We start from the raw sequence: 22,660 nt of genomic DNA on the forward strand, positions 1-22,660 counted from the left end.
CTAAATCCACTGGATTTTCTGTGCTGTCATCGACTCCATTTTCATTGGCATCGTTCACCGCTGGAATGGTGATATCCATCAACGCATCAATACGGTCTTGGAAACCATCTTTGGCATCTTGTACTGCTGCAGGCGCTGATGGCAAAGCATTCACCGCGTCTTGTGCCGCATCTTTGGCATCTTGTGCCGCTTTGAGTGCATCTTCAAGTTCGGCTTTTTCGGCTGGGGTAATTAAGCCGTTTGCATTGGCTTCTTCTAATGCATCTTCTGCTGCTTGGTACGCATCTTCTGCGGCTTTTACTGCCGCTTCTGCATCGGCAATTTGCGCATCAACGGTATCATCAATGCCATTACCATCTGCATCGGTCACAGGTGGAATCACGATATCCGTTAAGGCATCAATGCGATCTTGCAGTGCATCTTTGTCCGCGCTGTCTGGCAAGGCATCCACTGCATTTTGTGCTGCATCTTTAGCATCTTGCGCATCTTTTAAGGCATCTTCTAAAGCTGCTTTTTCTTCAGGTGTGATTAAGCCATCTGCATTCGCATCAGTGAGTGCATCTTCTGCTGCTTGATAGGCATCTTCTGCTGCTTCAACAAGATCTGTGGCTAAATCAACTGGATTTTCTGTGCTGTCATCAACTCCGTTTTCATTGGCATCGTTGACTGCTGGAATAGTGATATCCGTCAACGCATCAATACGGTCTTGGAAGCCATCTTTGGCATCTTGCACGGCTGCAGGTGCCGACGGTAAAGCATCGACCGCATCTTGCGCTGCGTCTTTGGCGTCTTGTGCCGCTTTGAGGGCTTCTTCAAGTTCGGCTTTTTCGGTTGGGGTGATTAAGCCGTTTGCATTGGCTTCTTCTAATGCATCTTCTGCGGCTTGGTACGCATCTTCCGCGGCTTTTACTGCCGCTTCTGCATCGGCAATTTGCGCATCAACGGTATCATCAATGCCATTGCCATCGGTATCGGTGACCGCTGGAATCTCGATATCCGTTAAGGCATCAATGCGATCTTGCAGTGCATCTTTGTCCGCGCTGTCTGGCAAGGCATCCACTGCATTTTGTGCTGCATCTTTAGCATCTTGTGCATCTTTTAAGGCATCTTCTAAAGCTGCTTTTTCTTCAGGTGTGATTAAGCCATCTGCATTCGCATCAGTGAGTGCATCTTCTGCTGCTTGATAGGCATCTTCTGCTGCTTCAACAAGATCTGTGGCTAAATCAACTGGATTTTCTGTGCTGTCATCAACTCCGTTTTCATTGGCATCGTTGACTGCTGGAATAGTGATATCCGTCAACGCATCAATACGGTCTTGGAAGCCATCTTTGGCATCTTGAACGGCTGCTGGTGCAGACGGTAAAGCATTCACCGCGTCTTGCGCTGCGTCTTTGGCGTCTTGTGCCGCTTTGAGTGCTTCTTCAAGTTCGGCTTTTTCGGTTGGCGTAATTAAGCCGTTTGCATTGGCTTCTTCTAATGCATCTTCTGCTGCTTGATACGCATCTTCCGCCGCTTTCACTGCCGCTTCTGCATCGGCAATTTGAGCATCCACCGTATCATCAATGCCATTACCATTTGCATCGGTCACAGGTGGAATCACGATATCCGTTAAGTTATCGAGACGATCTTGTAAGTCGTCTTTTTCAGTACTGTCTTTTAATGCGTCAACAGCTTTCTGAGCAGCATCCTCAGCGGCTTTGGCATCGGCAAGTGCTTGCTCAAGCTTGGTCTTTTCTTCAGGGGTAATTAATCCATCCGCTTGTGCATCGGTCAAAGCATCCTTTGCGGCTTTATTTGCATCTTCTGCTGCTTTTACCGCTTTTTCTGCCGCATCGAGTGCTTGATTTGAGTCGCCCGAACCCGATGAACTATCTGAATCATTATTTGCCCAAGCTAAAATGCCTCCAGCAGTAACTAAAGGAACTAACCACGTCCATAAACCAACTGTTGAATCTGAATAGAGTAAAGGATTAATTTCATCGATCGGATTATAGTTAATTTCAAATAATCCAGCTTCATTTGGATTTGTTTCTAATAGATATAATTTATCATCTTCTTCTAGTACAACATTGTTTTCATTTAGATTATCTGTAAAGTAATTCTCAATTATTAGTTGCTGTCCGTCTTTCATTTTTATAATTAAAGTATTTCCACTTCTCTCCATACTTAAAACATTTTCTTTTGAAGTATGTATAACAACAACAGAAGCCTCCTTTAATGAAATATTACTCGTTTGTATGTTTTCTAAAACAGAATGATGTTCTTTTGATACAACTTGGACTTGTAACATGATAATTACCCTCTGGCTTATTTATAAATATATGTTTTAAATAATTTTTTAAATCACATGCTTTATCTAGCTAATAAAAAGGCATGTGAATGGACATATAACAGTTCAGCAAAGTTAAAAAAAATATTAAAGTTTTTTTCTTTATCGCATTGTTAAGATGCTTCACGCCAAACAGAAAGAATGAATTTGCACACAAATACACACCAATACCCCAAAAATGTGATTTTGTTTGCACCTCAAATGTAAAAAAAAGCAAATAAAATGTGATAAAGTTCAACAAAAATGTAATTTTTATAAATTAATCATCGATATGGATACAATATACATACGTAAAATTACCAAAATTACATAATAAGTACTTTTATTTACATTTTTTTATAAAATCATGAAATAAGATCTAACCTCTTTAATTTATTGATTTTATTTATTTGTAATTCTCATTAATTAAAACCATAAAAAAAACCTGTAATTAATTACAGGTCATTTTTAAGATTAAAAATTAATTATTAATTGTTTTTTCAAATGCTTTTAAACGTTTGTAAATAGAAATCAGTTCAATAATGGTTGTCCACGAGGAAATCAGGTATTGGAAAGAATCACGTACACGCCCAAAGACATTTAAAATTTGCATTAATATACCGAGCGTGATTGTTCCCGCTGCAATACTTGGAAACAATACAAAGAACCCATAAATATTATCAAGCTGCATATACCAAATACGAACGAGGTTGAAATAAGCATAGTGAAAATACAGTCTAAAATAATTAAATCGGACTTTACCAAATAATTCTTTTAATGTGAGAGGGTCTGCTCGATCTGCATAATCTTCACCATAAACTAATTCTTTACGATACGCTGCTTCGACTTTTTGATTATTAAACTCCAAACCCGGTAGTTTATAACCCACAAGCATTAAAATAACCGTCCCTAATACTGCCCAAAGGACTGCCGCCCAAACTAATGCATAGGTGATTTCCCCCACGACAGGTAATTTCTTTACATGTGTTGATAAAGTTAACAACACCGGTAGAAATGCAATTAAGGTCATCACCGATTCAACCAAGCTAACCCCAAGTCCTTCTGTGGTTCTCGCAAAACGCATCGTATCTTCTTGAATACGCTGTGAGGCACCTTCGATGGTTCTCAGTTTTTTCCAATGTGCAGTATAAAAGTCATTCATAGCGGTACGCCAACGAAAAACATAATGACTAACGAAAAACAGGTTCAATACCGCCAGTGTGACATATACCATGGCCACATAGAGAAAAGTCAGCGTCTCTGAATATAGCGTCGCCACTTCGCCCCCACCACCTGAAAGCATCTTCTGGATCAGATCATAGAATGGGTTATACCAAGCATTGATTACGACATTACATTCCACACTAAACCAAACATTAAACAGGATAAATGCGGTTCCCCACACAGACCATCGTTGCCAAGGATTATCTGATTTAATCTTCCAAAAGGCTGCAAAGAGTGCCGTTGCTACAAAAAACCAAGCATAGAACCATAAAAATTTGGGGCTCCAAAATCGGCTAATACCAATAGGCAGCTCTGCTTGATGATAATTTGCAGGTAAACCAAACATCGTCCCCCAACTATTGCCACCGCTATACCACAAGACAATATTGATCACGAACCATATAAGGAATGATCCAAAAAACCATTTTGGATTTGGAAAAAAAGATTTAAACATTGGTCCTACATTTCCCTGAATCTTTGTTTTTAGATTGAGTTGCTGATAATAAGTTTTATTTCATTAATTTTCTTGTTCAGATTGAATATTTAACGCTGTTTAATCTGAAATTTAACAATCAAATACAAGACGACACATCTTTCGGTTAGCTTAAGGATGAAAACTGAAGTTCACCTTAAATTCATTATTGATCATGCCCTTTTGATGATCTGGTCATTGTTTGTGGAACAAAAAACACATCTTAGGACATATAATTACTGTTAAAAAGTTTTTCATATTTTAAAATTTTTTTTGATATCAACAGATTAAAAAACCTTAATTTATTTAACCATTATTTAAACTTAAGTTATGGAAAATTCTAAAATATTTTCTGCGATGGAGCTCACATCATTTACAAAACATGTTTCTTCACCAATAATATGCTAAGTTCAATTAACAACCTATGCTTGGGGAAGTAAAATGGAAAGTGCAATTGTTGAATTACTCAAACCAATTACATTAAATAAAGAAAATTGCAGTCCTTTGGTTTTTGAAACTGGTACCGTTCTAAAAGTGATTATGCAAACGCCAGAAGGTTTGTTGGTAAGCAATGATGATAAATTTAACTTTATGATTTCATTCAAAGATAAGAATGATGTTTGGCGCGAAATTTAATTTTGACGTTAAATCTTTAAATCTTCGAATTTTGCATAATAATGAAATTTAAAATTTACTGATTTAAAACGGCATTAAAATAATAAGGGACTGACGAGAGCAGTCCTGAATCAAATTGATCTCACTTACTCATCTTCACTTTCAAACCATCATTTAAGACCGTTTTCTCAACTATCTTTCATTAATCTCATATTTTTCTAACTTCTACTCCGCTGTATTTAAATGCCAAGCTATAGAAAGTATTCTTTTTAATTCATCTGAATCAAAGATTGAATTGGGGATAATTAAGGCTTATCTGTTGTTTTAAAAAATATTTTTTTGCTCAATTGATAAAAATAATTGGTCGTCAATATCACAAAAATCAGGCGTGATAGTTGAAATGCAACCACGATAGGCACAGCTAATCCAAGGGCTTTTGCCATTAAAGACATTTCTGCAATGCCGCCGGGAGATAAGCCTAAAACTAAAATCTTCCCATTAGCATGACTGATATACATCAAGAACAATGCAAACAGGATGGATAATCCTAATGCCAATAAATTAAAAATGGTCGTCATAGCGATAAATTTTTTATGGCTTTTTAAGAAGCTAAAAGGAAACTTTGTCCCTAATGACCAGCCTATACATATTTGTCCAAACGCCGTAAACCACGTCGGAAATTTTAGTTCCAATACTCCGAAAAATGAAAGTAATCCCACTATAACTAATGGTCCGAGAACCCATGCATTTAATACGTTGAATTTTTGAAATATTTTCGCTATCAAACAGGCCAAAGCAAATAAAAGAAAAATTTGGACAATTCCAAAGTGATCAATGATGTGTGGGTCTAGACTCACCCAATGAATATCAAATAATGCTGCTAAAACGATTGGTACAAGCACCACAAGTGCCACGATTCTCAAACTATGCGCAGCAACAACTTTATCCACTTGCGCATGATGATGTTCTGCGATATTCACCATTTCACTGGCACTGCCGATTGCAGAAGAAAACCACGCCGTTGCCCAATCTAAACCATTGATACGATATTGTAATCCTGCGATAAGTGTTCCCAAAATCAATGACCATAAGATGCCGAGTACGATAAAGATCCAATAGGCAGAAATAGCATGGACTAGCGCTGGGGTAAAATATAGTCCCAAAACCATACCAATAATGACTTGTCCCACTTTACGCCAATGCGGTGAACATGTGAGTGGTTGGCCTATACAACCAAACAATAAAGCCGCGAGTAATGGCCCGAGCAACCACGGTAAAGGCAGATGAAGCAAATTTGCGATGAGCGCACCGATCAGTGCATATACCAATCCTTTGGCATTTAATTTTATTATTTCCATATGATCTAACAGCAATGGTCAGACTCGCTGACCATTGCTTCTCCATTTAAGCTTTTTGCTTCTTAATGAATAGATATTTACGGACGATTGGCAAGATCAACAACAGTGCTGACATGACCCAAAGTCCCATACTGATGTTACTGCTCCACAGAATACTGAGCTCACCTTGAGAAATGGAGAGTGCACGTCGTAGATTTGACTCCATCAATTCACCTAGTACAAAACCAAGAATCAGAGGTGCCAATGGAAAATCAAATTTTCGAAGGATATATCCAACAATACCGAGCCCCATACAAAGCACAAGATCGAAAACAGTGCTATGAATTGCAAACACCCCAACAAAGCTGACGGTTGCAATAATAGGAATCAAAATATAACTTGGAATCGAAAGTAAACGCGCAAAGAAGCCAACTAAGGGTAAGTTCAATACCAATAAGATAATATTTCCCACCATTAAGGATGCAATCAATGCCCAAACCAAAACTGGTTGCTCCGTAAATAACTGCGGACCTGGAGTAATGTTATACATGGTCAAAGCCCCCATCATGACCGCAGTTGTTCCAGAACCCGGCACACCTAAAGTCAACATTGGGACAAAAGAACCACATGCTGCCGCGTTATTAGCACTTTCTGGCGCGGCCAAACCACGTAGATCACCTTTACCAAATTGACTACTATCCCCCGCCATTTTACGTTCAGTGGTATACGCCATGGCACTCGCTACACTGGCACCCGCACCCGGTAAAATCCCTGAGAAAAACCCAATCAAGGATCCACGAATCATGGTGGCTAAAGCACTCAGAAACTCTTTAACATTAAATAATGAGCGTTTTCCTTGTTCTAATACCACTTTTCCCATCGTGGTACGTTCAAGCAGCAGTAGAATTTCACTGATACTAAATAAACCAATCACCACAGTTGTAAAGGCAATGCCGTCACTTAAACCCACACTATCAAATGTAAAACGATAAACACCAGTAATCGCATCCATACCCACGGTCGAAATTGCCAGACCGATCAGCGCCATGATTAACGTTTTAAATGGTTGCGTGCTGACTAAACCCGTCAGGCAAACAATTGCAAAAACCATCAAGGCAAAGTATTCCGCAGGTCCAAAGGAAACCGCCCATCGTGCCAAAATCGGAGCAAATAAAACAATCCCAATAAAGGCAATCGTACTACCTATAAATGAGCTAACAGATGAAAGGGATAAAGCAATACCTGCCTTACCTTGCTGAGCCAAAGGATAACCATCTAAAGTGGTCATAATTGCACCCGCATCGCCCGGTACATTCAGCAAAATTGCAGAAATTCGTCCACCATATTCACAACCGAGATAAACAGCTGCCAATAAAATTAAGGCACTATCAACGGGTAATCCTAAGGCATAGGCAAAAGGTAATAAGATGGCAACACCATTGATTGGACCCAATCCCGGCAACAGTCCGACAATCGTTCCAATAAATGCACCAATAAAAGCAATGAGTAAGTTTTGTGGTTGTAAGGCAACTTCAAAACCTGTCATTAAGAAATTAAATATGTCCATGTCGTTGTCATCCCTAACCCAAGAAGCCTAGTGGCAATGGCACATCCAAAACACGGTCAAACAGATAGTAGGTACTCATACTCAGCACCAAACCCGTAATAATGACTGGCACTGTTTTACCGTTAAAAAGTTTCCCAACTGCGATGGTCATCAGTAGCGTTGCTGCGATAAATCCCAACCATTCGAAGCAAAGCGCATAAAGAGATAATACCAATGTGCATAAAACAAGTTTGCCGATTAAATGCTTGGTCCAACCTAGTTCAACAGGCTCGAACATCATGGCTGGGCGCACGGTTAAATAAATGGCACTCACTGTAATTAAGCCCATCAGTAAAATTGGAAAGGCTTTCGGTCCTACAGGGTCGTAGGAAATCGGCGCTTCAAAATTGCATGCGTAAATTAATAAGAAAAAGCCGCAGACCGCAATGATGGCCGTAAGAATCCGTTCAGATTTCATCATCTATCCTCGAAAACAAAAAACTGAGTTGAAAAGGCATTCAACTCAGCGTATTTGTTATTTTGATAATTTATATTCTTCTGATAATTGACGCATTTCAGCCGTTTGCTTATAGACATAAGCACTAATTTCTTCACCTGTTAATTCAAATGGCAACAGATCCTGATTTTCTCGAACGGCATCAAATTTCTGATTGGTCATCATTTTATCAAAGGCATTTTTCCACCAAGCATATGCCTCATCACTGACCTTTGGTCCCATGTAGAAACCACGAATCACAGGCCATTCCAAGTCGTAGCCTTGTTCCTTCGCAGTTAATAACTTAGAAAATTTACCCGCTAAACGTTTATCAGAAAACACTGCTAGAACACGGATATTACCCGCTTCGAGATGCGAGCCAATTTCACTCACATTCCCCACGCCCACTTGAATATGTTGACCTAACAAGGCTGTTAATACTTCGCCACCGCCTTCGAGAGCTACAAAACTCAAGTTGGCAGGATTTACCCCAGCCTTTTTAGCCAAAATTGCCGTTTGCATCCAATCTTGACCACCCACACTGCCAGCACCACCAAAACTGATCCCTTTTGGATTTTCTTTTAGCGCCTTCATCAGATCATCCAGTGTTTTTAATGGCGAATCCTTATGCACTGCCACTAAACCGTAATCAACAGCTACACCCGAAAGCCACTTCACATCCTTCTCAGTAAAATTACCAAATTTACCTTGAGCCAAATTCAGTAAAGAACCAGTTGAAAATGCGATGACCGCATTGTTATTTGCTGGATCATTATTCACGATTTTATTGTAAGCAACGGCCCCAACGCCGCCTGGCATATACGTCACACGCATGGGGTCTTTTAATACTTCTGTTTCTTTAAAGCCGGATTGGATCAGCTTACAGGTCATATCAAAACCACCACCCGGCTTTGCAGGTGCAATACATTCTGCACGTTTTGGATGACCAGGATCTTTTGAGGCATTGCCTGTGCCGCAGCCAACGACTGCTATACTGGTGCAAGCGACGGCTAACCATTTTAATTTCTTCATTGTTAAAATATCCTTATAACGTTGTAGTCCATTTAAAAATTCAATTTTCTTACCTATAGCCATCATCGACCTCCATGGTCCGGTTGTGGTTTGGGTGCTTACTTGGTTTTTGAATTCGTTTTAAGTTTTGCGACACGTTCTTCGACGGCAAATTTTAGTAATGCGGCACTTCGGTAAAAGCCGTGCGCAAACTTACCAAAAGGGATCGTCAAGAAGAAAGTCATAACGGTTGCAAGATGAACAATCAGCAAGAGAGCCATTGCGGAACTATCGCGAAATGCCAATAACGCCAGACCAGTAATGCTGATCAGCAATAACAGGAAGATAAAACCACGGTCCATTGGTTTTTGATTTGCATCGCCATGCATCGGATGTCGTTTAATATTGAGATGAAGCAGCCCGATCGGTCCAATGATCAGACCAATGCCACCCAATGTACCTAAAATCACCGGTAAACTGGTATAGGCATAAGGTGCTTCTAATCCTAAAAAGTAGTGATACATCGTCGCGACACTAGTTGCCATAAAGCAAAGTAAAAATCCATACATCGTGAAGTGATGGAAAACTCGGCGGATTTGTGTATAACGATCATCTTCCTCATTACAGCCTTTACCATGTCCACCATCTAAATATTTTAAGGTCAGGACATTTTTTGATGCTTGTAAAATATCAGGTTGAGCAACGCCTTCTGGAATAATTTTTGAAGTTTGTTTCCAAAATTTTGCTATTCCCAAGCCCAAAAGCATAAAAGCTAAAATAAATACAGAGCCAAATAACACGGCAAGAAAGTTATGCGGAAAAATTGCATAAAAATTCCCTTGATATTGACCAAAGATATTGGTGCCATTAAGCCAAACACCCAAGAGCATCAGTAATGCAAAAAATACCGACATCGCAGAAACTAGCGGAATTCCGGTCTTTTTATAAATCGCACCAAAAGATGCAGGAACTGCAAATTCTTGATAGGTTTCTAGGCGAACTTGTGCCATGGCTTGAGGAATATTGACGCCAAATTCATGCGGAGGCGCATACTGACAGGCATGTAAACATGCGCCACAGTTGTGACATAAATTTGCCATGTAATGAATATCGGCTTGCGTAAACTCAAGTCTTTTGGTCATTGCAGGGAAAACCGCACAAAATGTCTCGCAGTAACGACATGCATTACAAATCTGTAAAGCCTGTTTTACTTGCTGTTCATGATCCGAGAGCTGCACAACTGGTATTAAGTTTTTAACATTTGCATTCATTCTTTAAACTCCCAGTTTAAATGCAGCTTGAGCCGCATTTTTTCCTGCAATCCGACCAAATGTCGTTCCAATCGACATACCTACACCGGCCGTATAACCTTGCCCAAGTACATTGCCAGCCATCATTTCGCCTGCAACAAATAGATTTGGACTCGCGACATTTTCAAAGCGTACAGCGGCATCATCTTCGACTTTTAAGCCTAGATAGGTGAAAGTAATGCCTGGACGTAAAGCGTAGGCATAATATGGCGGTTGGTTTAAAGGAACAGCCCAATGTGTTTTTGCGGGGGTTAAATTCTCAGTATGGCAATTATCCAGTACAGTGTGATTAAACTCACCCGCCACACAGGCTTGGTTATAGTCCTTCACGGTTTGAACTAAAGTCGCAACATCTAGATTTAATTTTTCTGCCAATTCTTCGATCGTATCTGCCTTAGTACCTTCAAAGACTGGTGGCATAAAACGCCCAACAGATTTTGAATCAATAATTGAATACGCAATCTGACTGGGCTGTTTTGCAACTAAACGCCCCCAAATGGCATAACGTTTCGGCCAGAAATCTTCGCCTTCATCATAAAAACGTTGCGCATTTTTATTGACCACGATGCCGAGTGAAACACAGTCAATACGGGTGCAAATGCCACCATCGTACAACGGCGCGCGGGCATCAACTGCAACACAATGTGATTGAGATGGGTCGCCAATAATATCTGCCCCCTGATCAATCATGAACTTTAGTAAATTGCCTTGGTTAAATCGTGTACCTCGGATAATGAAATGATCTGCAGGCCATTCGCCATTTTCATTTTGTCCCCACGCTTCTTTTAACCATTCGCGATTGGATTCAAATCCACCTGCAGCTAATACACATGAAGCGCCGTCAAAACGCGTGCCATCTTCAGCAATTGCAGCAATAAATGTCCCATCTTCAATAATCAGTTCATTGATTTTTGTGTTGTAGCGAATCTCGACCCCTAAATCTTTTGCACTTCTAAAATAGGCATTCACCAAAGCTTTACCACCACCCATAAAAAAAGCATTGGTCCGTGCTACATGTAAGGCACCTGATAACGGTGGTTGAAAATTTACCCCATGTTGACGCATCCAATTACGGCAAGTTGCCGTGGTGCGAATCACTAAACGCGCTAAATGCTCATTGGTTTTACCTGCAGTTACTTTGAGTAAGTCCTGCCAATATTCTTCTTCTGGATAGGCATCGACTAACACATCTTGAGGTTCATCATGCATACAACGCAGGTTACGGGTATGTTGTGAATTTCCACCGCGCCATTCCTTTGGTGCTGCTTCTAGCAATAAAACTGAAGCCCCAGCCTCCCTTGCTGTCAGTGCTGCACATAAAGCGGCATTCCCACCGCCAATTACAATTACATCATGCATTCGATGTCTTCCCTTTCGAATTTGATGTAATTTAAGACCAAAACTGCCTAGCGCTGTGATAGGCAACTTTTAAATAGGTGTTTAGTAAAATTAAATAGGCTAAAAGTCTAATAGCTCTGCACTAGGCCAAAAACCATTGTTGATCAACTCTTTAACACAAATTTTAATTGCTACTTTGGTGGCGAGACTTGCAGGAGAAAGCTCTTCTTCAGCAATACTAATAAGATAATTAATTCGATCCAGCACTGGTTCGACTACTTTGAGTAAACAAATATCTGATTTGAGATAATCAAAATGTGCACTGACAGGTTGAATGGTCGCCATATTTAAGTTGCTGACACAGTTCATGAGTAAGTGTAAACCATCAACTTCATAATTTACGTCCAGCCCCTCAACCTTTTGATCTATGAATTTACGTAGTCCATGTCGTTGGCTTGGTAATACCAGAGGCAAACGATTCACATTTTCTAAATCAATTTTTCCATTTTCAATGCAGTGTTCAAAGCCATACTCTTTCAGTAAAGAACGATTTGCCATAAGAAACATTTGTTCTTTTAATAAGGGCTGTACAGCCCAATTGACATCCACATCTTGTGTGAAAATGATCGCGATATCTAATTGTCTCGAATTTACTAAATTGGTGAGGTTGCCAGATAAACTCTCTACAAGGTGGATTTTTATATCTGGATAACGCTGTGACATCAGCTGCATAAAGGGAATACCCAGAACTGACGCTATACTGGGTGAAAATCCAACGCTGACATGACCCGTCAGACGAGATGAGTGCGCCGCCTCAATGGCATATTGCACATGACGTAGAGAAAGTTGAGCTTGCTTAAAAAATGCTAAACCCGCTGGCGTGGGCGTCACACCTGTTGAGTTTCGCTGTAATAAGCGTGTACAGAGTTCATCTTCAAGTTTGGCAATCTGTTGACTGAGTGCCGATGTGCCAACCTCAAGTTTTTGTGCAGCTTTGCCTAAACTTCCAGACTCTACAATGGTGATGAAATATTTGAGCTGTTTAAGTTCCACTCACGCTCCTTAAGATTTTTTCAATGCTTCATGTTAGTTTTAACAATATAGAAGCTAAAAAAACAGAAAAATCATTCAAAAGAAGTATTGAATATAAAAAAATATATTTTATGTATTTCGACACTTTAAATTGTCATATTCTACCTACTCAATTCACCTTTAGTCCCTCAAAAAAATCCACTATCTTACCCGGCAAGATAGTGGATTCAGATTTAAGGAATAGGTTCTAGTAAGCCCACTGCACCAGCAGTCTAAAGAACCCTGCGACAAGCGCCAAACTCAAGACACCACTAAGCCATAGCACAATAAACCAGCCTGCTTGATTCAGTTTCATGATGATTCTCCTTAATGATAGCCATCATCGCCGACACGAACTTTGTCACGGAACACCCAATACGACAGTGCGGTATAGAACAAAATAATCGGTATCAGCACCAATGCTCCAATCAAGGCGAACAATTGACTGCTTTGCGGTGCTGCTGCCTGCCAAATGGTGACGGATGGTGGGATGATATTTGGCCATAGACTGATTAAGAACCCTGTATATGCCAGCACAACTAAGACAAGTGTATAAATAAATGGCGCAAATTCCTGACGTCTTTTACAGGCACGTAAAGCCAATAATGTGAAGATCAATACTAAAATCGGCACAGGACTAAAATAGTACAGTTGCGGCAAGCTAAACCAACGATTTGCAATCTCTGCATGTACCAATGGGGTGTAAATACTCACTGCAGCAAAAATCACAAATAAGGCGATAATCAGTTTTGGCATGAGGCTAAACATATGATTTTGAACACGTGCATCCGTTTTAAAAATCAGCCAACCACAGCCCAAGGTGGCATACAGCACCACTACAGCAATCCCAGTAAAAATTGAAAATGGGGTCAGCCAATCCAATCCGCCACCACTATAAATACCATTGGTGGTTTCAATCCCTTGGATATAAGCACCTAAAATCATACCTTGGAAGAATGATGCTAAGATCGAGCCCCAAATAAACGCTTGATCCCATAAATGTTTAGTGCGGTTCGCTTTAAAACGAAACTCAAAGGCGACACCACGGAAAATCAGTGAGATGACCATTAAGATAATCGGCATATACAGCGCAGAAAGCACAGTCGAATACACCAATGGAAATGCCGCAAATAAGCCTGCACCACCTAAAACCATCCAAGTTTCATTGCCATCCCAAACTGGTGCAACGGTATTCATCATCACATCGCGTTCTTGGCGATCTTTTACTAAAGGAAAAAGGATACCAATCCCTAAATCAAAGCCATCGAGTACCACATAAATCAGCACACCTACAGCAATGATTACTACCCAAATTAAGGATAAATCAATCATGGTTTTTCTCCTGTGGTTGTACTTCAAGCGACTCATCAATCGTACTCATTGGACGATTTGATGCACGAATGACCTCACCATCGCTATGGGCTTGAGAATGAATGAACTGTGGTCCTTTAACCATCAATTTGAGCATGTAATAAATCCCAATACCAAATACGATGCAGTACACGATCACAAAGATTATTAAGGTTAAACCGACTTGTTCTGCCGATACTGGTGACAAGGCGTCTTTGGTACGCAGTACGCCATACACGACCCAAGGTTGACGACCGACTTCTGTGGTAAACCAACCAGCAAGCAGGGCAATAAAGCCTGAAGGTCCCATACATAAGGCAAATTTGTGTAGCCATTTTGACTCATAAAATTTCCCAGTTTTACGCAACCATGCACCCATCAGAGCAAGCAAAATCATCAAGACTCCCATACCGACCATAATGCGGAAGCTCCAAAATACTATGAGCGAGTTTGGTCGATCTTCAGGGGCAAAGTCTTTTAAGCCTTTCACCTCTCCCTCTAAGGTGTGCGTCATGATCAGACTACCAAGGTTCGGAATGCCAATTGCATACTTGGTTTCTTCCGCCTCCATATCAGGAATACCAAACAAATATAACGGCATGCCATGATCTTTATTAGTTTCCCAATGTCCTTCAATTGCAGCAAGTTTCGCAGGTTGATGTTCTAATGTATTTAGACCATGCATATCCCCCACAAATACCTGTAAAGGTGCAAGTGCGAGAATCATCCACATCGCCATAGAAAATGATTTTTTTACTAAGGCATCACGGCGACCTTTGAGTAAGTGCCATGCTGCAGTAGCAGCGACCAATAAGCCAGATACAAGGAATGCTGCTAGAGCCATATGCGCTAAGCGATATGGGAATGATGGGTTAAAAACGATAGCAAACCAATCTTGCGGCACTATAATGCCATTTTCAAAGCTGAAGCCTTGTGGAGTTTGCATCCAGCTATTGGAAGATAAAATCCAAAACATGGAAATACAGGTGCCAATTGCCACCATCAGTGTGGCAAAGAAATGGGTTTTAGGACCCACTCTTCCCCACCCAAACAGCATAATGCCTAGGAAACCCGCTTCTAAGAAGAAGGCACTCAAGACCTCATAACTGAGTAAGGGGCCAGTGACACTACCCGCAATACGAGAGAATTCACTCCAGTTGGTGCCAAATTGGTAGCTCATGACTACCCCTGAAACCACTCCCATTCCGAAAGACAATGCAAACACCTTGATCCAAAATTGGAACAGATCACGGTAAACGGGATCTTGTGTTTTTAGCCAACGCCATTCTAAGACCGCAAGAAAACTTGCTAGCCCAATGGAAATTGCAGGGAAAATAATATGAAAAGAAACTGTAAAAGCGAATTGAATTCGCGCCAATTCAAGTGCTGTCAAACCTAAATCCATGTCTATCACCTTATTGTGGAATTATGCGGTGAACCACAAACGGCCCATAATTTCGGGACTGCTTTAGGAAAGATAGATCAGTACGAAGACGCAGACTGTTGTGAATCTGTTGGGATTTGATCAATTGTTTTAGCCTAATGATATAGGCGAACCGATTCTGTTCGCATCCGCTAAACGGTGCAAAAATATAAAGTTTCATAAAATCACTCTTTAAATACCGAGGTAAATCAACAATTCAAATTGTTGGTCTGATTAGGATTTAAAGTGTGTGTGGAGGTGCCCTACCTTGTGGAAGTAAGTAAAGCCTTTGCAGTGAGAAATATACATGTCGGAAAGCATCTTTATAGAAACTTAGACGGACTTGAATCTTATCGATGATTTCAAATATCTCAAAATCAAAAGGTAGGACAACATCACTATAGACGGTACAGTATTGGCATTGATGGTTATGTCCATTGTGATCGTCGTGATTATGATCGTGGGTCAGATGATGAACAAGTTCGTTATACGTCTCATGTACGTGTTTGTGCTTTTCTGGGGACAGTAAATTATGTGTAATAGAGAGACATACCGGAGCAATTTGAAATTCTTCGGGTAATAGTGGTTGTAAATATACTGCGATTTGCAAAACTAAAGTTAAAATTGCAAAAAACATTCCACTCTGTCTTAGCAACATATTCTCTCAACAGATGCCAACGAAAGCAAAAATACTTAAAAAGCCGTGCTTCCTTGAAATCCGATCATACAAGTCAGCTTTATAGAATAAATATACCTAAAATACCAAGATCTTTAAAGTGAATATTCACTTTAAAGATATAAATATGAATTTTTAAGATAAAGACATAAATAAATCTTTAATAATTTGAAATACAATATTTTTAGGTTTTAAAAAAATTAAGCGGTAACTTTAAATACGACACCCCATTTGCTTCAGGCTCAGGAAAATGCCCTGCAAGCATATTGATTTGAATCGAAGGCAAAATCAGTTTGGGCATACTCAAGGTAGCATCTCGCTGATTACGCATCTGCACAAATTCAGATTTTGTAGTTCCCTCATGAATATGAATATTGTGCTCTTTTTGCGTTTGAATATCGGTTTGGCAGTGATATTCATCACGCGTTTTTGGCAAATAGTCATGGCACAAGAACACCCGGGTGGACGCTGGCAATTGATACAGTTTTTGCACCGAATCAAATAAGGAATCTGCACTACCACGCGGAAAATCACAACGTGCTGTGCCATAATCTGGCATAAATAATGTATCACCGACAAAAACTGCATCACCCACTACATAACTTAAACATGCAGGCGTATGACCTGGTGTCGGGATGTTATAGGCCTCTAGCTCACCAATATGAAAATGCTCATGATCATCAAATAAATAATCAAATGGTTGTTGAGCATTAAACTGCTTGATATCTAAATTATAAATGGCACTAAAGGTTTCTTGCACCAAGGCAATGTGATGACTCATGGCAATTTTGCCACCGAGTACAGATTTTAAATACTGTGCTGCAGTCAAATGATCGGCATGCACATGGGTTTCCAAAATCCAATCTACTTTTAAATCTTGTACTTTGACATATGCAATGATTGCATCAGCATGGGTGGTCGAGGTGGTTGCCGAAGCCGCATCATAGTCCAAAACACTGTCAATGATAGCGCAGCGCTTGGTTACCGGATCACTCACCACATAACTAAATGTATTGGTCGCTTGATCAAAAAAATCCTGAACAATCGGTTGTTGCATAGTTAAGCTCCTGACCATTTACGGTGAATCAACACGCCTGCAAGCATCGCCACTATAAAATATAAAACTTGATAATGCCCTAAGCCAATTAAGGTGAAACTTGGCGCTGGGCAAATGCCGGCAATCCCCCATCCTGCACCAAATATTAAGGCACCGATAATAAGCTTTGAATCAATTTTATTGTTACTTGGTAAATCAATCTGCTCATTAAATACTGTGGTTGGTGCACTGCTACGTACCGCTTTTTGGAATGGAATAAATGCCACAGCAATTGCCCCCATCATGACAAAGGCAAGGCTTGCATCCCAATTACCAAATATGTCTAAAAAATCGATCACTTTTTGCGGATTAGACATGCCAGAGAACATCAAACCTACTGAAAAAAGCGAACCAAATACAAAAGCTAAAAAGTTTTTCATTTTACAATGCTCCAATCAAGTGACGAACGACATATACAGCAATAAAGCCTGCAAACATAAAGGTCATAGTTGCAATGATGGAACGTTTAGATAATCGGCTGATCCCACAAATACCGTGACCACTGGTACAACCAGAACCTAAGCGGGTACCAAAACCCACCAGTAAACCAGCAATAATCATCATTAATGGGCTAGCAGACACGATAATCTCTGGTTGTACAAAAAGACCATAAATAAATGGCGTGATGATCAAGCCTGAAAGAAACCACACTGCAGGCGTTTTAAAAATCGTCTGTGGATTCAGTACCTGCGCAATCAAGCCACTGATGCCTGCAATACGCCCATGGACATACAAATAACCCACCACTGCTATACCCAACAGAGCACCACCAAGAAACGCTGTCACAAAATCATGCATAGTTAACGCGCCATAAACAATATTCAAACTTATATTATATATCTTTGTATATTAATCAAGCCATTTTATGTTATTATCTCGACATACTTTGCTCTTTTTGCTTTTTATGATTCGGGTTAGACGTTATGAACATCGCAATCGATAACTTAAAAATTGAATTTACGCAGGTTGATACCGTTTCCAATTGTTTGAAAGTATTATCAAATCCGGACCGTTTAAAAATTTTATGTGTGTTGATCAATGGCGAATTAAATGTTCAGCAAATTGAGGAATGTACTGATATTCATCAGCCGACCCTATCACAACAATTGACCGTTTTACGGAACAATAAAATTGTCTCGACACGTCGTGAAGGCAAACAAATTTTTTATCAATTGGCAGACCCTAAAGTGCTGGGTATTATGCAAACGCTGTATCAATTGTACTGTCAGGAATAAACATTTTTGTGCATGCTTTTGTATGGAAGCTCAGCCAAGTTTAGTAAATCCAAAATGAGATGATCAGCAAAAACCCAGTCAGCATGGTCAATAAATTCAGCCACACGGGATGTTGGGTCTGATAATCCGCAATAAATTCCTGTTCGGTTAATGAGCTTAATCCTCGACGATATTGCAAAATTGAGGCAAAGTTCACCAATAAACCAAACACAATCACGGCAATGCCAAGCCACTGTCCATAGATAATTTTGTGCTGATATTCCTCAGGGTGCAGTAGTTGTAGCAATACATTTGATTTTTCAATCACAAAACCAAAGGCTATCAGGGCTAAACCACTGCGGTTCCATGCCAATGCTGTACGTTCCAAAGCGAACAATACGCGTGGATCTTGTAAATTTGACATTGCGCCCCCTGATGTTTAAGTCGTTGACGTTGAGCTTAGCATGATCTTAGACGCGCTGTTGTGTTGGCTTGGTGAGCATCTATTTTCCTTATTTTTCAAATATTTCTTTGAGATCACTCGGCATCCCTTGTGCAGACTGGAAGTTCCCCTTGCTGTCACGCCAAGCAATGGATGGTGTTGAGAAGAAACCATATTTGCCCATTAAACTTTGGTTAAAATCAATTTTTTCTGCAATCTCTAAAGGAATATTTTCAGCTGGTTTAAGACGATTTTTGCCACGATTGATATTGATATCATGAAATACCGCTGTTGGATTTTTTGACATCAGCAAAGTTGCCACCTGAGCACGGCTTTCTTCACGAATCACACCCACTTGAATATGACGTAATTGAACCTTGCCTGACTCTACCCAAGGACGTGCTTCTTGCCAAAATTTATGGCAATACGGGCAATTTGGATCAGAGAACACATAGACGATACGTGGTGCATCGCTTTTGCCATCTTGAATCCAAGTTGAACCTTCTAATGTTTTCCATACATCATCCAAAATGGCTTTTTTCATATGGGTTTCAATTTGGGTGTTTGAAAGATTATTGCCTTGGGCATCAAACAACTCACCTTTTATATAATATTTACCATCTTTAGAAATAAAAATGGTATTGGAATATTGGTCTTCATGCCCCACCCAACCTGTTAAACCTTCGGGTGCAGGAATTGGTTTTACAAATTGAAAGCCTTCTTTTTTTAGTTGTTTTTTAATGGCATTCGGACTAGCACTGACACCACATGCCACCGTCAACAGTGTTCCGATAACTAAACTGGTTTTAAGTAAAGTATTCATGACACATATCCTATGATTAATTTATGGGTTAATTTTCTTGAGATATTGTTGCAACATCGCTTGACTGAGTTCGCCTTGATGACGCGCAATCAACTGACCTTGTGCATTGAAAAATAAGGTAGTGGGTAAACCTAAACTGTTCACTGCTTGTGGCATTTCACCCTGCATATCGAGCAAAATATTTTGAAAACTGAATTGATGTTTTGTGAGATAAGTACGGACGGTATCGACCTCTTCCCCTTGATTGAGCATGACAAAATGCACCTCAGGATAATGATCCTGCGCACGCTGTAATACAGGCATTTCACGATGACAAGGCGGACACCAACTCGCCCATAAATTCACAACCGTGGGCTGACCTTGAAATTGTTTTAGCGCAATCATTTCTGACCGACCTTGACTGGCTAGGTTCAGACTTGGAAAACTCAAATTTGGATAATGGCTATCTTGATGCATGATTTTTTGTACTGTCCATCCTGCCCCCATAAGCAGGACAAAGATCAGTAATAAAATGGCCTTGGCTTTTTTTGTCATGGCTGAGTTTTTCCACCAAAACCACGCACTTCCTGTCAGCACACCGCCTATTAGATGAAAACCTTTGTCTTGAATTTTCAGCATATCAATGGGCGATGCGAGATAAGATTCCAGATTTAATCCAATAAAGATCAAGCGTGCACCGAGTAATCCGATCCAAACACTGCTCCAAATCGAATCTTGGAAACGCTGTTGAATCTCGGCTGACCACTGTGCTTTTTGCCCGACTTTTCGTCCAATCATGGCACTGACCAGCAAAGCCAACACCAAACACAACAGTCCCCAAGGCAACATGAATGGTCCAAGATGCAAGGCTTCATTCGAAATCATCGCTGTGCTCCTACCTTAAGTCGGTTCAAGAGTTGCTCTGCACTAAAGGTACCCGTCAAACGTAGATTGCGCTGTTCCTGATGCTCTGTATCTAAGAAAATTAAGGTCGGTGGCCCTAAAATTTGCCATTGTTTTAGTATGACATCCTGACTTACTTCGTATTCTGTTAAGTCGAGTTTGATCCGAGCAACATGTGCTAAACCAGCTTGTACATCGGCACGAGGCATCACCTCTTTTTCAATCGGCTGACAAGCCACACACCAATCAGCATACACATCTATGAGTACTGCTTGTCCTTTGACTTGATTGAGGGCCTGTTCAAGCTCGGCTTGGGTACGTACTTTTTGCCATGCGACTAATGATGTGGCTTGTGTCGTACTCAGTTGTGACCATGCTTGCGTGATATACCATCCACCGGATATTGCAGTAGCTAAGCTCATAACAATGAACAGCAGTTGCGTCGGCATTTGTGAAATATGCGGACGAATCTTCCATAAAATGTAAACCGTGATACCGATGAATAAGAGTCCCATCAACGTCAAATAAACCACACTCGGCAGTAAAGGACGCAGGAAATACACCGCCAACAACAGCATGACAAAACCGAAAGTGAATTTTAGACGATCCATCCACACGCCCGGTTTGGGTAAGTACTGTGCACCAAACACACAGGCAATCAACAATGGTAAGCCCACACCTAGACCTAGAATAAACAGGTAACTAGCCCCCATCCACGGTTCAGGCAATTGCGCAACAAACAGCAAAGCCCCTGCCAATGGCGCACTCATACAGGGTCCGACAATTAGCGCAGAGATCATGCCCATAATGAATGAGCCCCATAAGGTTCCACCTTTTTGTCGTTGTTGCCATTGATCTAAACGCTGTAATACACCTTGTGGTAAAGACAACTGGAATACGCCAAATAAATTCAATGCAAACAGCAAAAACATGACCGCAAATAACCCCATAAAGATGGGACTTTGTAACCAACGTTGGAAGTTATAGCCAAGTCCTGCCACAGCTAAACCCATCAAGGCATAAATCAATGCCATTCCGACCACAAAGACACCTGCAATCATGCCAGCACGATAGCCACGATGACGTTGTACCAAAATACTGGATAAGATCGGAATCAGTGGTAAGGAACATGGTAAGAATGCGAGCAATACACCTAAACCTAAAAAAATGATCAGATTCAGTGCAATATTGTCTGTTGAAAGTAAATAAAAGAAGTACTGGTCGTTGTTCCAATCGATCTGCTTCGTACGCTGTTCAGCATTCGTTGTAGTCACAGATTCAGAACTTGCCTGCATCATCAAGGCATCATCTAACTCTGGCGCACTGGCTTCGCTAGGTTCTGTTAAAGCAGTCACTTCAGAAGAGGGACTTAAACCATTTTCATCCTCTTTGACTTCTGCTGTATTTGCTGGCGTTACAACTGTTACAGTTTCAGTGTTTTTCGCCTGTAGTTCTACAGGTATTGCAGTATTGGGTAATGACGACGATGTGACTGCATCTAATAATTTCTTTTGCGTTGTACTTTGCTGACTCAGCTTGCTTTCAGGCAATAATCCATCGGCATCGGTTTGAATGGTGGTGCGCTGAACTGGATAACATAAGCCACTTTCGGCACAGCCTTGCCATTCAATTTTATAGCTTTGCTTCGGTTGCATGGCGACAGTTGCTTGCACTTGTCCATAATGCACTTCGGTCATGCCGAAATTGGGGTCATCTTTTTGCTGTGGACGAGGCAGTTGCAGTGATAATGCTTTGCCATTTTCAATGACTTTAAGCTGATCATGATATAGATAATATCCATCAGCAATACGCCACGTGAAGATGGCTTTGTCTTGCGCTGTGGATACAGCCTGAAAAGAAAATGCTTGATCAGGAGGTAAAAAATCAGCGGATGCTGTTTGCATACTCAAAATGCTGAATATTCCACACAACCCTGCTAACCCTATACGCATAGATGACTTCCAATACCCGATACGAATCTATTTTGGTTGATTATGCAAAAGCATAAATTAAGGGAGCATTAATA

21 protein-coding genes are annotated in these 22,660 nt (G+C 40.6%); 2 read left to right on the forward strand and 19 right to left on the reverse strand.

Annotation, left to right across the window (positions count from 1 at the left end; translation table 11 throughout):
• Both FTU80_RS11925 and sbmA read right to left on the reverse strand, forming a co-directional pair.
• Nucleotides 1-2,290: BapA prefix-like domain-containing protein (locus tag FTU80_RS11925; protein ID WP_180085245.1), on the reverse strand; the 2,290-nt coding region annotated here is incomplete at its 3' end.
• A 499-nt stretch (nt 2,291-2,789) separates the two neighbouring features.
• The gene (sbmA, locus tag FTU80_RS11930; protein WP_180085247.1) at nt 2,790-3,986 is read right to left on the reverse strand and encodes a peptide antibiotic transporter SbmA; all 1,197 of its coding nucleotides are present in this window, start codon (nt 3,984-3,986) and stop codon (nt 2,790-2,792) included.
• A 459-nt stretch (nt 3,987-4,445) separates the two neighbouring features.
• Here sbmA and FTU80_RS11935 point away from each other — a divergent pair, with 459 nt between their 5' ends.
• Nucleotides 4,446-4,640 (forward strand): hypothetical protein, encoded by a 195-nt coding sequence (locus tag FTU80_RS11935; RefSeq protein ID WP_078193067.1) that lies wholly within the window; start codon nt 4,446-4,448, stop codon nt 4,638-4,640.
• Nucleotides 4,641-4,924: 284 nt separating this feature from the next.
• On the opposite strand, the gene FTU80_RS11940 is transcribed toward FTU80_RS11935, so the two are convergent.
• The 13 genes from FTU80_RS11940 to FTU80_RS11995 form a co-directional block, all read right to left on the reverse strand.
• A complete protein-coding gene (locus FTU80_RS11940) occupies nt 4,925-5,977 on the reverse strand; it encodes an AbrB family transcriptional regulator (RefSeq protein WP_180085250.1) in 1,053 nt (350 codons plus the stop codon).
• Nucleotides 5,978-6,023: 46 nt separating this feature from the next.
• Nucleotides 6,024-7,523 (reverse strand): tripartite tricarboxylate transporter permease, encoded by a 1,500-nt coding sequence (locus tag FTU80_RS11945; RefSeq protein ID WP_180024037.1) that lies wholly within the window; start codon nt 7,521-7,523, stop codon nt 6,024-6,026.
• A gap of 13 nt (nt 7,524-7,536) precedes the next feature.
• Nucleotides 7,537-7,983 (reverse strand): tripartite tricarboxylate transporter TctB family protein, encoded by a 447-nt coding sequence (locus FTU80_RS11950; protein ID WP_180085252.1) that lies wholly within the window; start codon nt 7,981-7,983, stop codon nt 7,537-7,539.
• 54 nt (nt 7,984-8,037) lie between these two features.
• On the reverse strand, nt 8,038-9,093 hold the full coding sequence (locus FTU80_RS11955) for a tripartite tricarboxylate transporter substrate binding protein (protein WP_180077340.1): 1,056 nt from the start codon (nt 9,091-9,093) through the stop codon (nt 8,038-8,040).
• Nucleotides 9,094-9,128: 35 nt separating this feature from the next.
• A complete protein-coding gene (gene tcuB, locus FTU80_RS11960) occupies nt 9,129-10,280 on the reverse strand; it encodes a tricarballylate utilization 4Fe-4S protein TcuB (protein ID WP_180085254.1) in 1,152 nt (383 codons plus the stop codon).
• A gap of 3 nt (nt 10,281-10,283) precedes the next feature.
• Nucleotides 10,284-11,678 carry an FAD-dependent tricarballylate dehydrogenase TcuA gene (tcuA, locus tag FTU80_RS11965; RefSeq protein ID WP_180024033.1) on the reverse strand — a complete coding sequence of 465 codons (1,395 nt, stop codon included), beginning with the start codon at nt 11,676-11,678 and terminating at the stop codon, nt 10,284-10,286.
• 99 nt (nt 11,679-11,777) lie between these two features.
• A complete protein-coding gene (locus tag FTU80_RS11970) occupies nt 11,778-12,710 on the reverse strand; it encodes a LysR family transcriptional regulator (RefSeq protein ID WP_180085256.1) in 933 nt (310 codons plus the stop codon).
• Nucleotides 12,711-13,055: 345 nt separating this feature from the next.
• On the reverse strand, nt 13,056-14,060 hold the full coding sequence (cydB, locus tag FTU80_RS11975) for a cytochrome d ubiquinol oxidase subunit II (RefSeq protein ID WP_078193076.1): 1,005 nt from the start codon (nt 14,058-14,060) through the stop codon (nt 13,056-13,058).
• Entirely contained in the window at nt 14,053-15,483 is a 1,431-nt protein-coding gene (locus FTU80_RS11980) for a cytochrome ubiquinol oxidase subunit I (RefSeq protein ID WP_180085258.1), read from the reverse strand. The genes cydB and FTU80_RS11980 overlap by 8 nt, the downstream gene beginning before the upstream one ends.
• Nucleotides 15,484-15,742: 259 nt before the next feature.
• Nucleotides 15,743-16,156, reverse strand: coding sequence for a DUF2946 domain-containing protein (locus tag FTU80_RS16440; RefSeq protein WP_257221509.1), 414 nt, complete (start codon nt 16,154-16,156; stop codon nt 15,743-15,745).
• Between the two features lie 205 nt (nt 16,157-16,361).
• Complete coding sequence (locus FTU80_RS11985) at nt 16,362-17,234, reverse strand: MBL fold metallo-hydrolase (protein ID WP_180085260.1); 873 nt, start codon at nt 17,232-17,234, stop codon at nt 16,362-16,364.
• 2 nt (nt 17,235-17,236) lie between these two features.
• Nucleotides 17,237-17,653: a DUF6691 family protein gene (locus FTU80_RS11990; RefSeq protein ID WP_078193079.1), complete on the reverse strand. Its 417-nt coding sequence runs from the start codon at nt 17,651-17,653 to the stop codon at nt 17,237-17,239.
• Nucleotide 17,654: 1 nt separating this feature from the next.
• Nucleotides 17,655-18,071 (reverse strand): YeeE/YedE family protein, encoded by a 417-nt coding sequence (locus FTU80_RS11995; RefSeq protein WP_180085263.1) that lies wholly within the window; start codon nt 18,069-18,071, stop codon nt 17,655-17,657.
• A gap of 125 nt (nt 18,072-18,196) precedes the next feature.
• Here FTU80_RS11995 and FTU80_RS12000 point away from each other — a divergent pair, with 125 nt between their 5' ends.
• Nucleotides 18,197-18,508: a metalloregulator ArsR/SmtB family transcription factor gene (locus tag FTU80_RS12000; RefSeq protein WP_120367942.1), complete on the forward strand. Its 312-nt coding sequence runs from the start codon at nt 18,197-18,199 to the stop codon at nt 18,506-18,508.
• 40 nt (nt 18,509-18,548) lie between these two features.
• Here FTU80_RS12000 and FTU80_RS12005 read toward each other — a convergent pair whose 3' ends face one another.
• From FTU80_RS12005 to dsbD, 4 genes are all read right to left on the reverse strand, one after another.
• Nucleotides 18,549-18,911, reverse strand: coding sequence for a YidH family protein (locus tag FTU80_RS12005; protein WP_180085265.1), 363 nt, complete (start codon nt 18,909-18,911; stop codon nt 18,549-18,551).
• A gap of 88 nt (nt 18,912-18,999) precedes the next feature.
• Nucleotides 19,000-19,752 carry a thiol:disulfide interchange protein DsbG gene (dsbG, locus tag FTU80_RS12010; protein WP_180085267.1) on the reverse strand — a complete coding sequence of 251 codons (753 nt, stop codon included), beginning with the start codon at nt 19,750-19,752 and terminating at the stop codon, nt 19,000-19,002.
• Between the two features lie 21 nt (nt 19,753-19,773).
• Nucleotides 19,774-20,616 carry a TlpA disulfide reductase family protein gene (locus tag FTU80_RS12015; RefSeq protein ID WP_180085269.1) on the reverse strand — a complete coding sequence of 281 codons (843 nt, stop codon included), beginning with the start codon at nt 20,614-20,616 and terminating at the stop codon, nt 19,774-19,776.
• The gene (dsbD, locus tag FTU80_RS12020; RefSeq protein WP_257221507.1) at nt 20,613-22,538 is read right to left on the reverse strand and encodes a protein-disulfide reductase DsbD; all 1,926 of its coding nucleotides are present in this window, start codon (nt 22,536-22,538) and stop codon (nt 20,613-20,615) included. Before dsbD ends, FTU80_RS12015 begins: the two co-directional genes overlap by 4 nt.
• Nucleotides 22,539-22,660 lie beyond the last annotated feature (122 nt).

Origin of the sequence: Acinetobacter sp. YH12145, from assembly GCF_013418335.1 — a bacterium.
In the GTDB taxonomy this organism is placed as follows: domain Bacteria; phylum Pseudomonadota; class Gammaproteobacteria; order Pseudomonadales; family Moraxellaceae; genus Acinetobacter; species Acinetobacter amyesii.

What these genes read in the sequence shown, in the direction of transcription:
- sbmA (WP_180085247.1), bottom strand. Translation starts at nt 3,986, where the DNA reads ATGTTTAAATCTTTTTTTCCAAATCCAAAATGGTTTTTTGGATCATTC.
- FTU80_RS11935 (WP_078193067.1), top strand. Translation starts at nt 4,446, where the DNA reads ATGGAAAGTGCAATTGTTGAATTACTCAAACCAATTACATTAAATAAA.
- FTU80_RS11940 (WP_180085250.1), bottom strand. Translation starts at nt 5,977, where the DNA reads ATGGAAATAATAAAATTAAATGCCAAAGGATTGGTATATGCACTGATC.
- FTU80_RS11945 (WP_180024037.1), bottom strand. Translation starts at nt 7,523, where the DNA reads ATGGACATATTTAATTTCTTAATGACAGGTTTTGAAGTTGCCTTACAA.
- FTU80_RS11950 (WP_180085252.1), bottom strand. Translation starts at nt 7,983, where the DNA reads ATGATGAAATCTGAACGGATTCTTACGGCCATCATTGCGGTCTGCGGC.
- FTU80_RS11955 (WP_180077340.1), bottom strand. Translation starts at nt 9,093, where the DNA reads ATGGCTATAGGTAAGAAAATTGAATTTTTAAATGGACTACAACGTTAT.
- tcuB (WP_180085254.1), bottom strand. Translation starts at nt 10,280, where the DNA reads ATGAATGCAAATGTTAAAAACTTAATACCAGTTGTGCAGCTCTCGGAT.
- tcuA (WP_180024033.1), bottom strand. Translation starts at nt 11,678, where the DNA reads ATGCATGATGTAATTGTAATTGGCGGTGGGAATGCCGCTTTATGTGCA.
- cydB (WP_078193076.1), bottom strand. Translation starts at nt 14,060, where the DNA reads ATGATTGATTTATCCTTAATTTGGGTAGTAATCATTGCTGTAGGTGTG.
- FTU80_RS11980 (WP_180085258.1), bottom strand. Translation starts at nt 15,483, where the DNA reads ATGGATTTAGGTTTGACAGCACTTGAATTGGCGCGAATTCAATTCGCT.
- FTU80_RS11985 (WP_180085260.1), bottom strand. Translation starts at nt 17,234, where the DNA reads ATGCAACAACCGATTGTTCAGGATTTTTTTGATCAAGCGACCAATACA.
- FTU80_RS11990 (WP_078193079.1), bottom strand. Translation starts at nt 17,653, where the DNA reads ATGAAAAACTTTTTAGCTTTTGTATTTGGTTCGCTTTTTTCAGTAGGT.
- FTU80_RS11995 (WP_180085263.1), bottom strand. Translation starts at nt 18,071, where the DNA reads ATGCATGATTTTGTGACAGCGTTTCTTGGTGGTGCTCTGTTGGGTATA.
- FTU80_RS12000 (WP_120367942.1), top strand. Translation starts at nt 18,197, where the DNA reads ATGAACATCGCAATCGATAACTTAAAAATTGAATTTACGCAGGTTGAT.
- FTU80_RS12005 (WP_180085265.1), bottom strand. Translation starts at nt 18,911, where the DNA reads ATGTCAAATTTACAAGATCCACGCGTATTGTTCGCTTTGGAACGTACA.
- dsbG (WP_180085267.1), bottom strand. Translation starts at nt 19,752, where the DNA reads ATGAATACTTTACTTAAAACCAGTTTAGTTATCGGAACACTGTTGACG.
- FTU80_RS12015 (WP_180085269.1), bottom strand. Translation starts at nt 20,616, where the DNA reads ATGATTTCGAATGAAGCCTTGCATCTTGGACCATTCATGTTGCCTTGG.
- dsbD (WP_257221507.1), bottom strand. Translation starts at nt 22,538, where the DNA reads ATGCAAACAGCATCCGCTGATTTTTTACCTCCTGATCAAGCATTTTCT.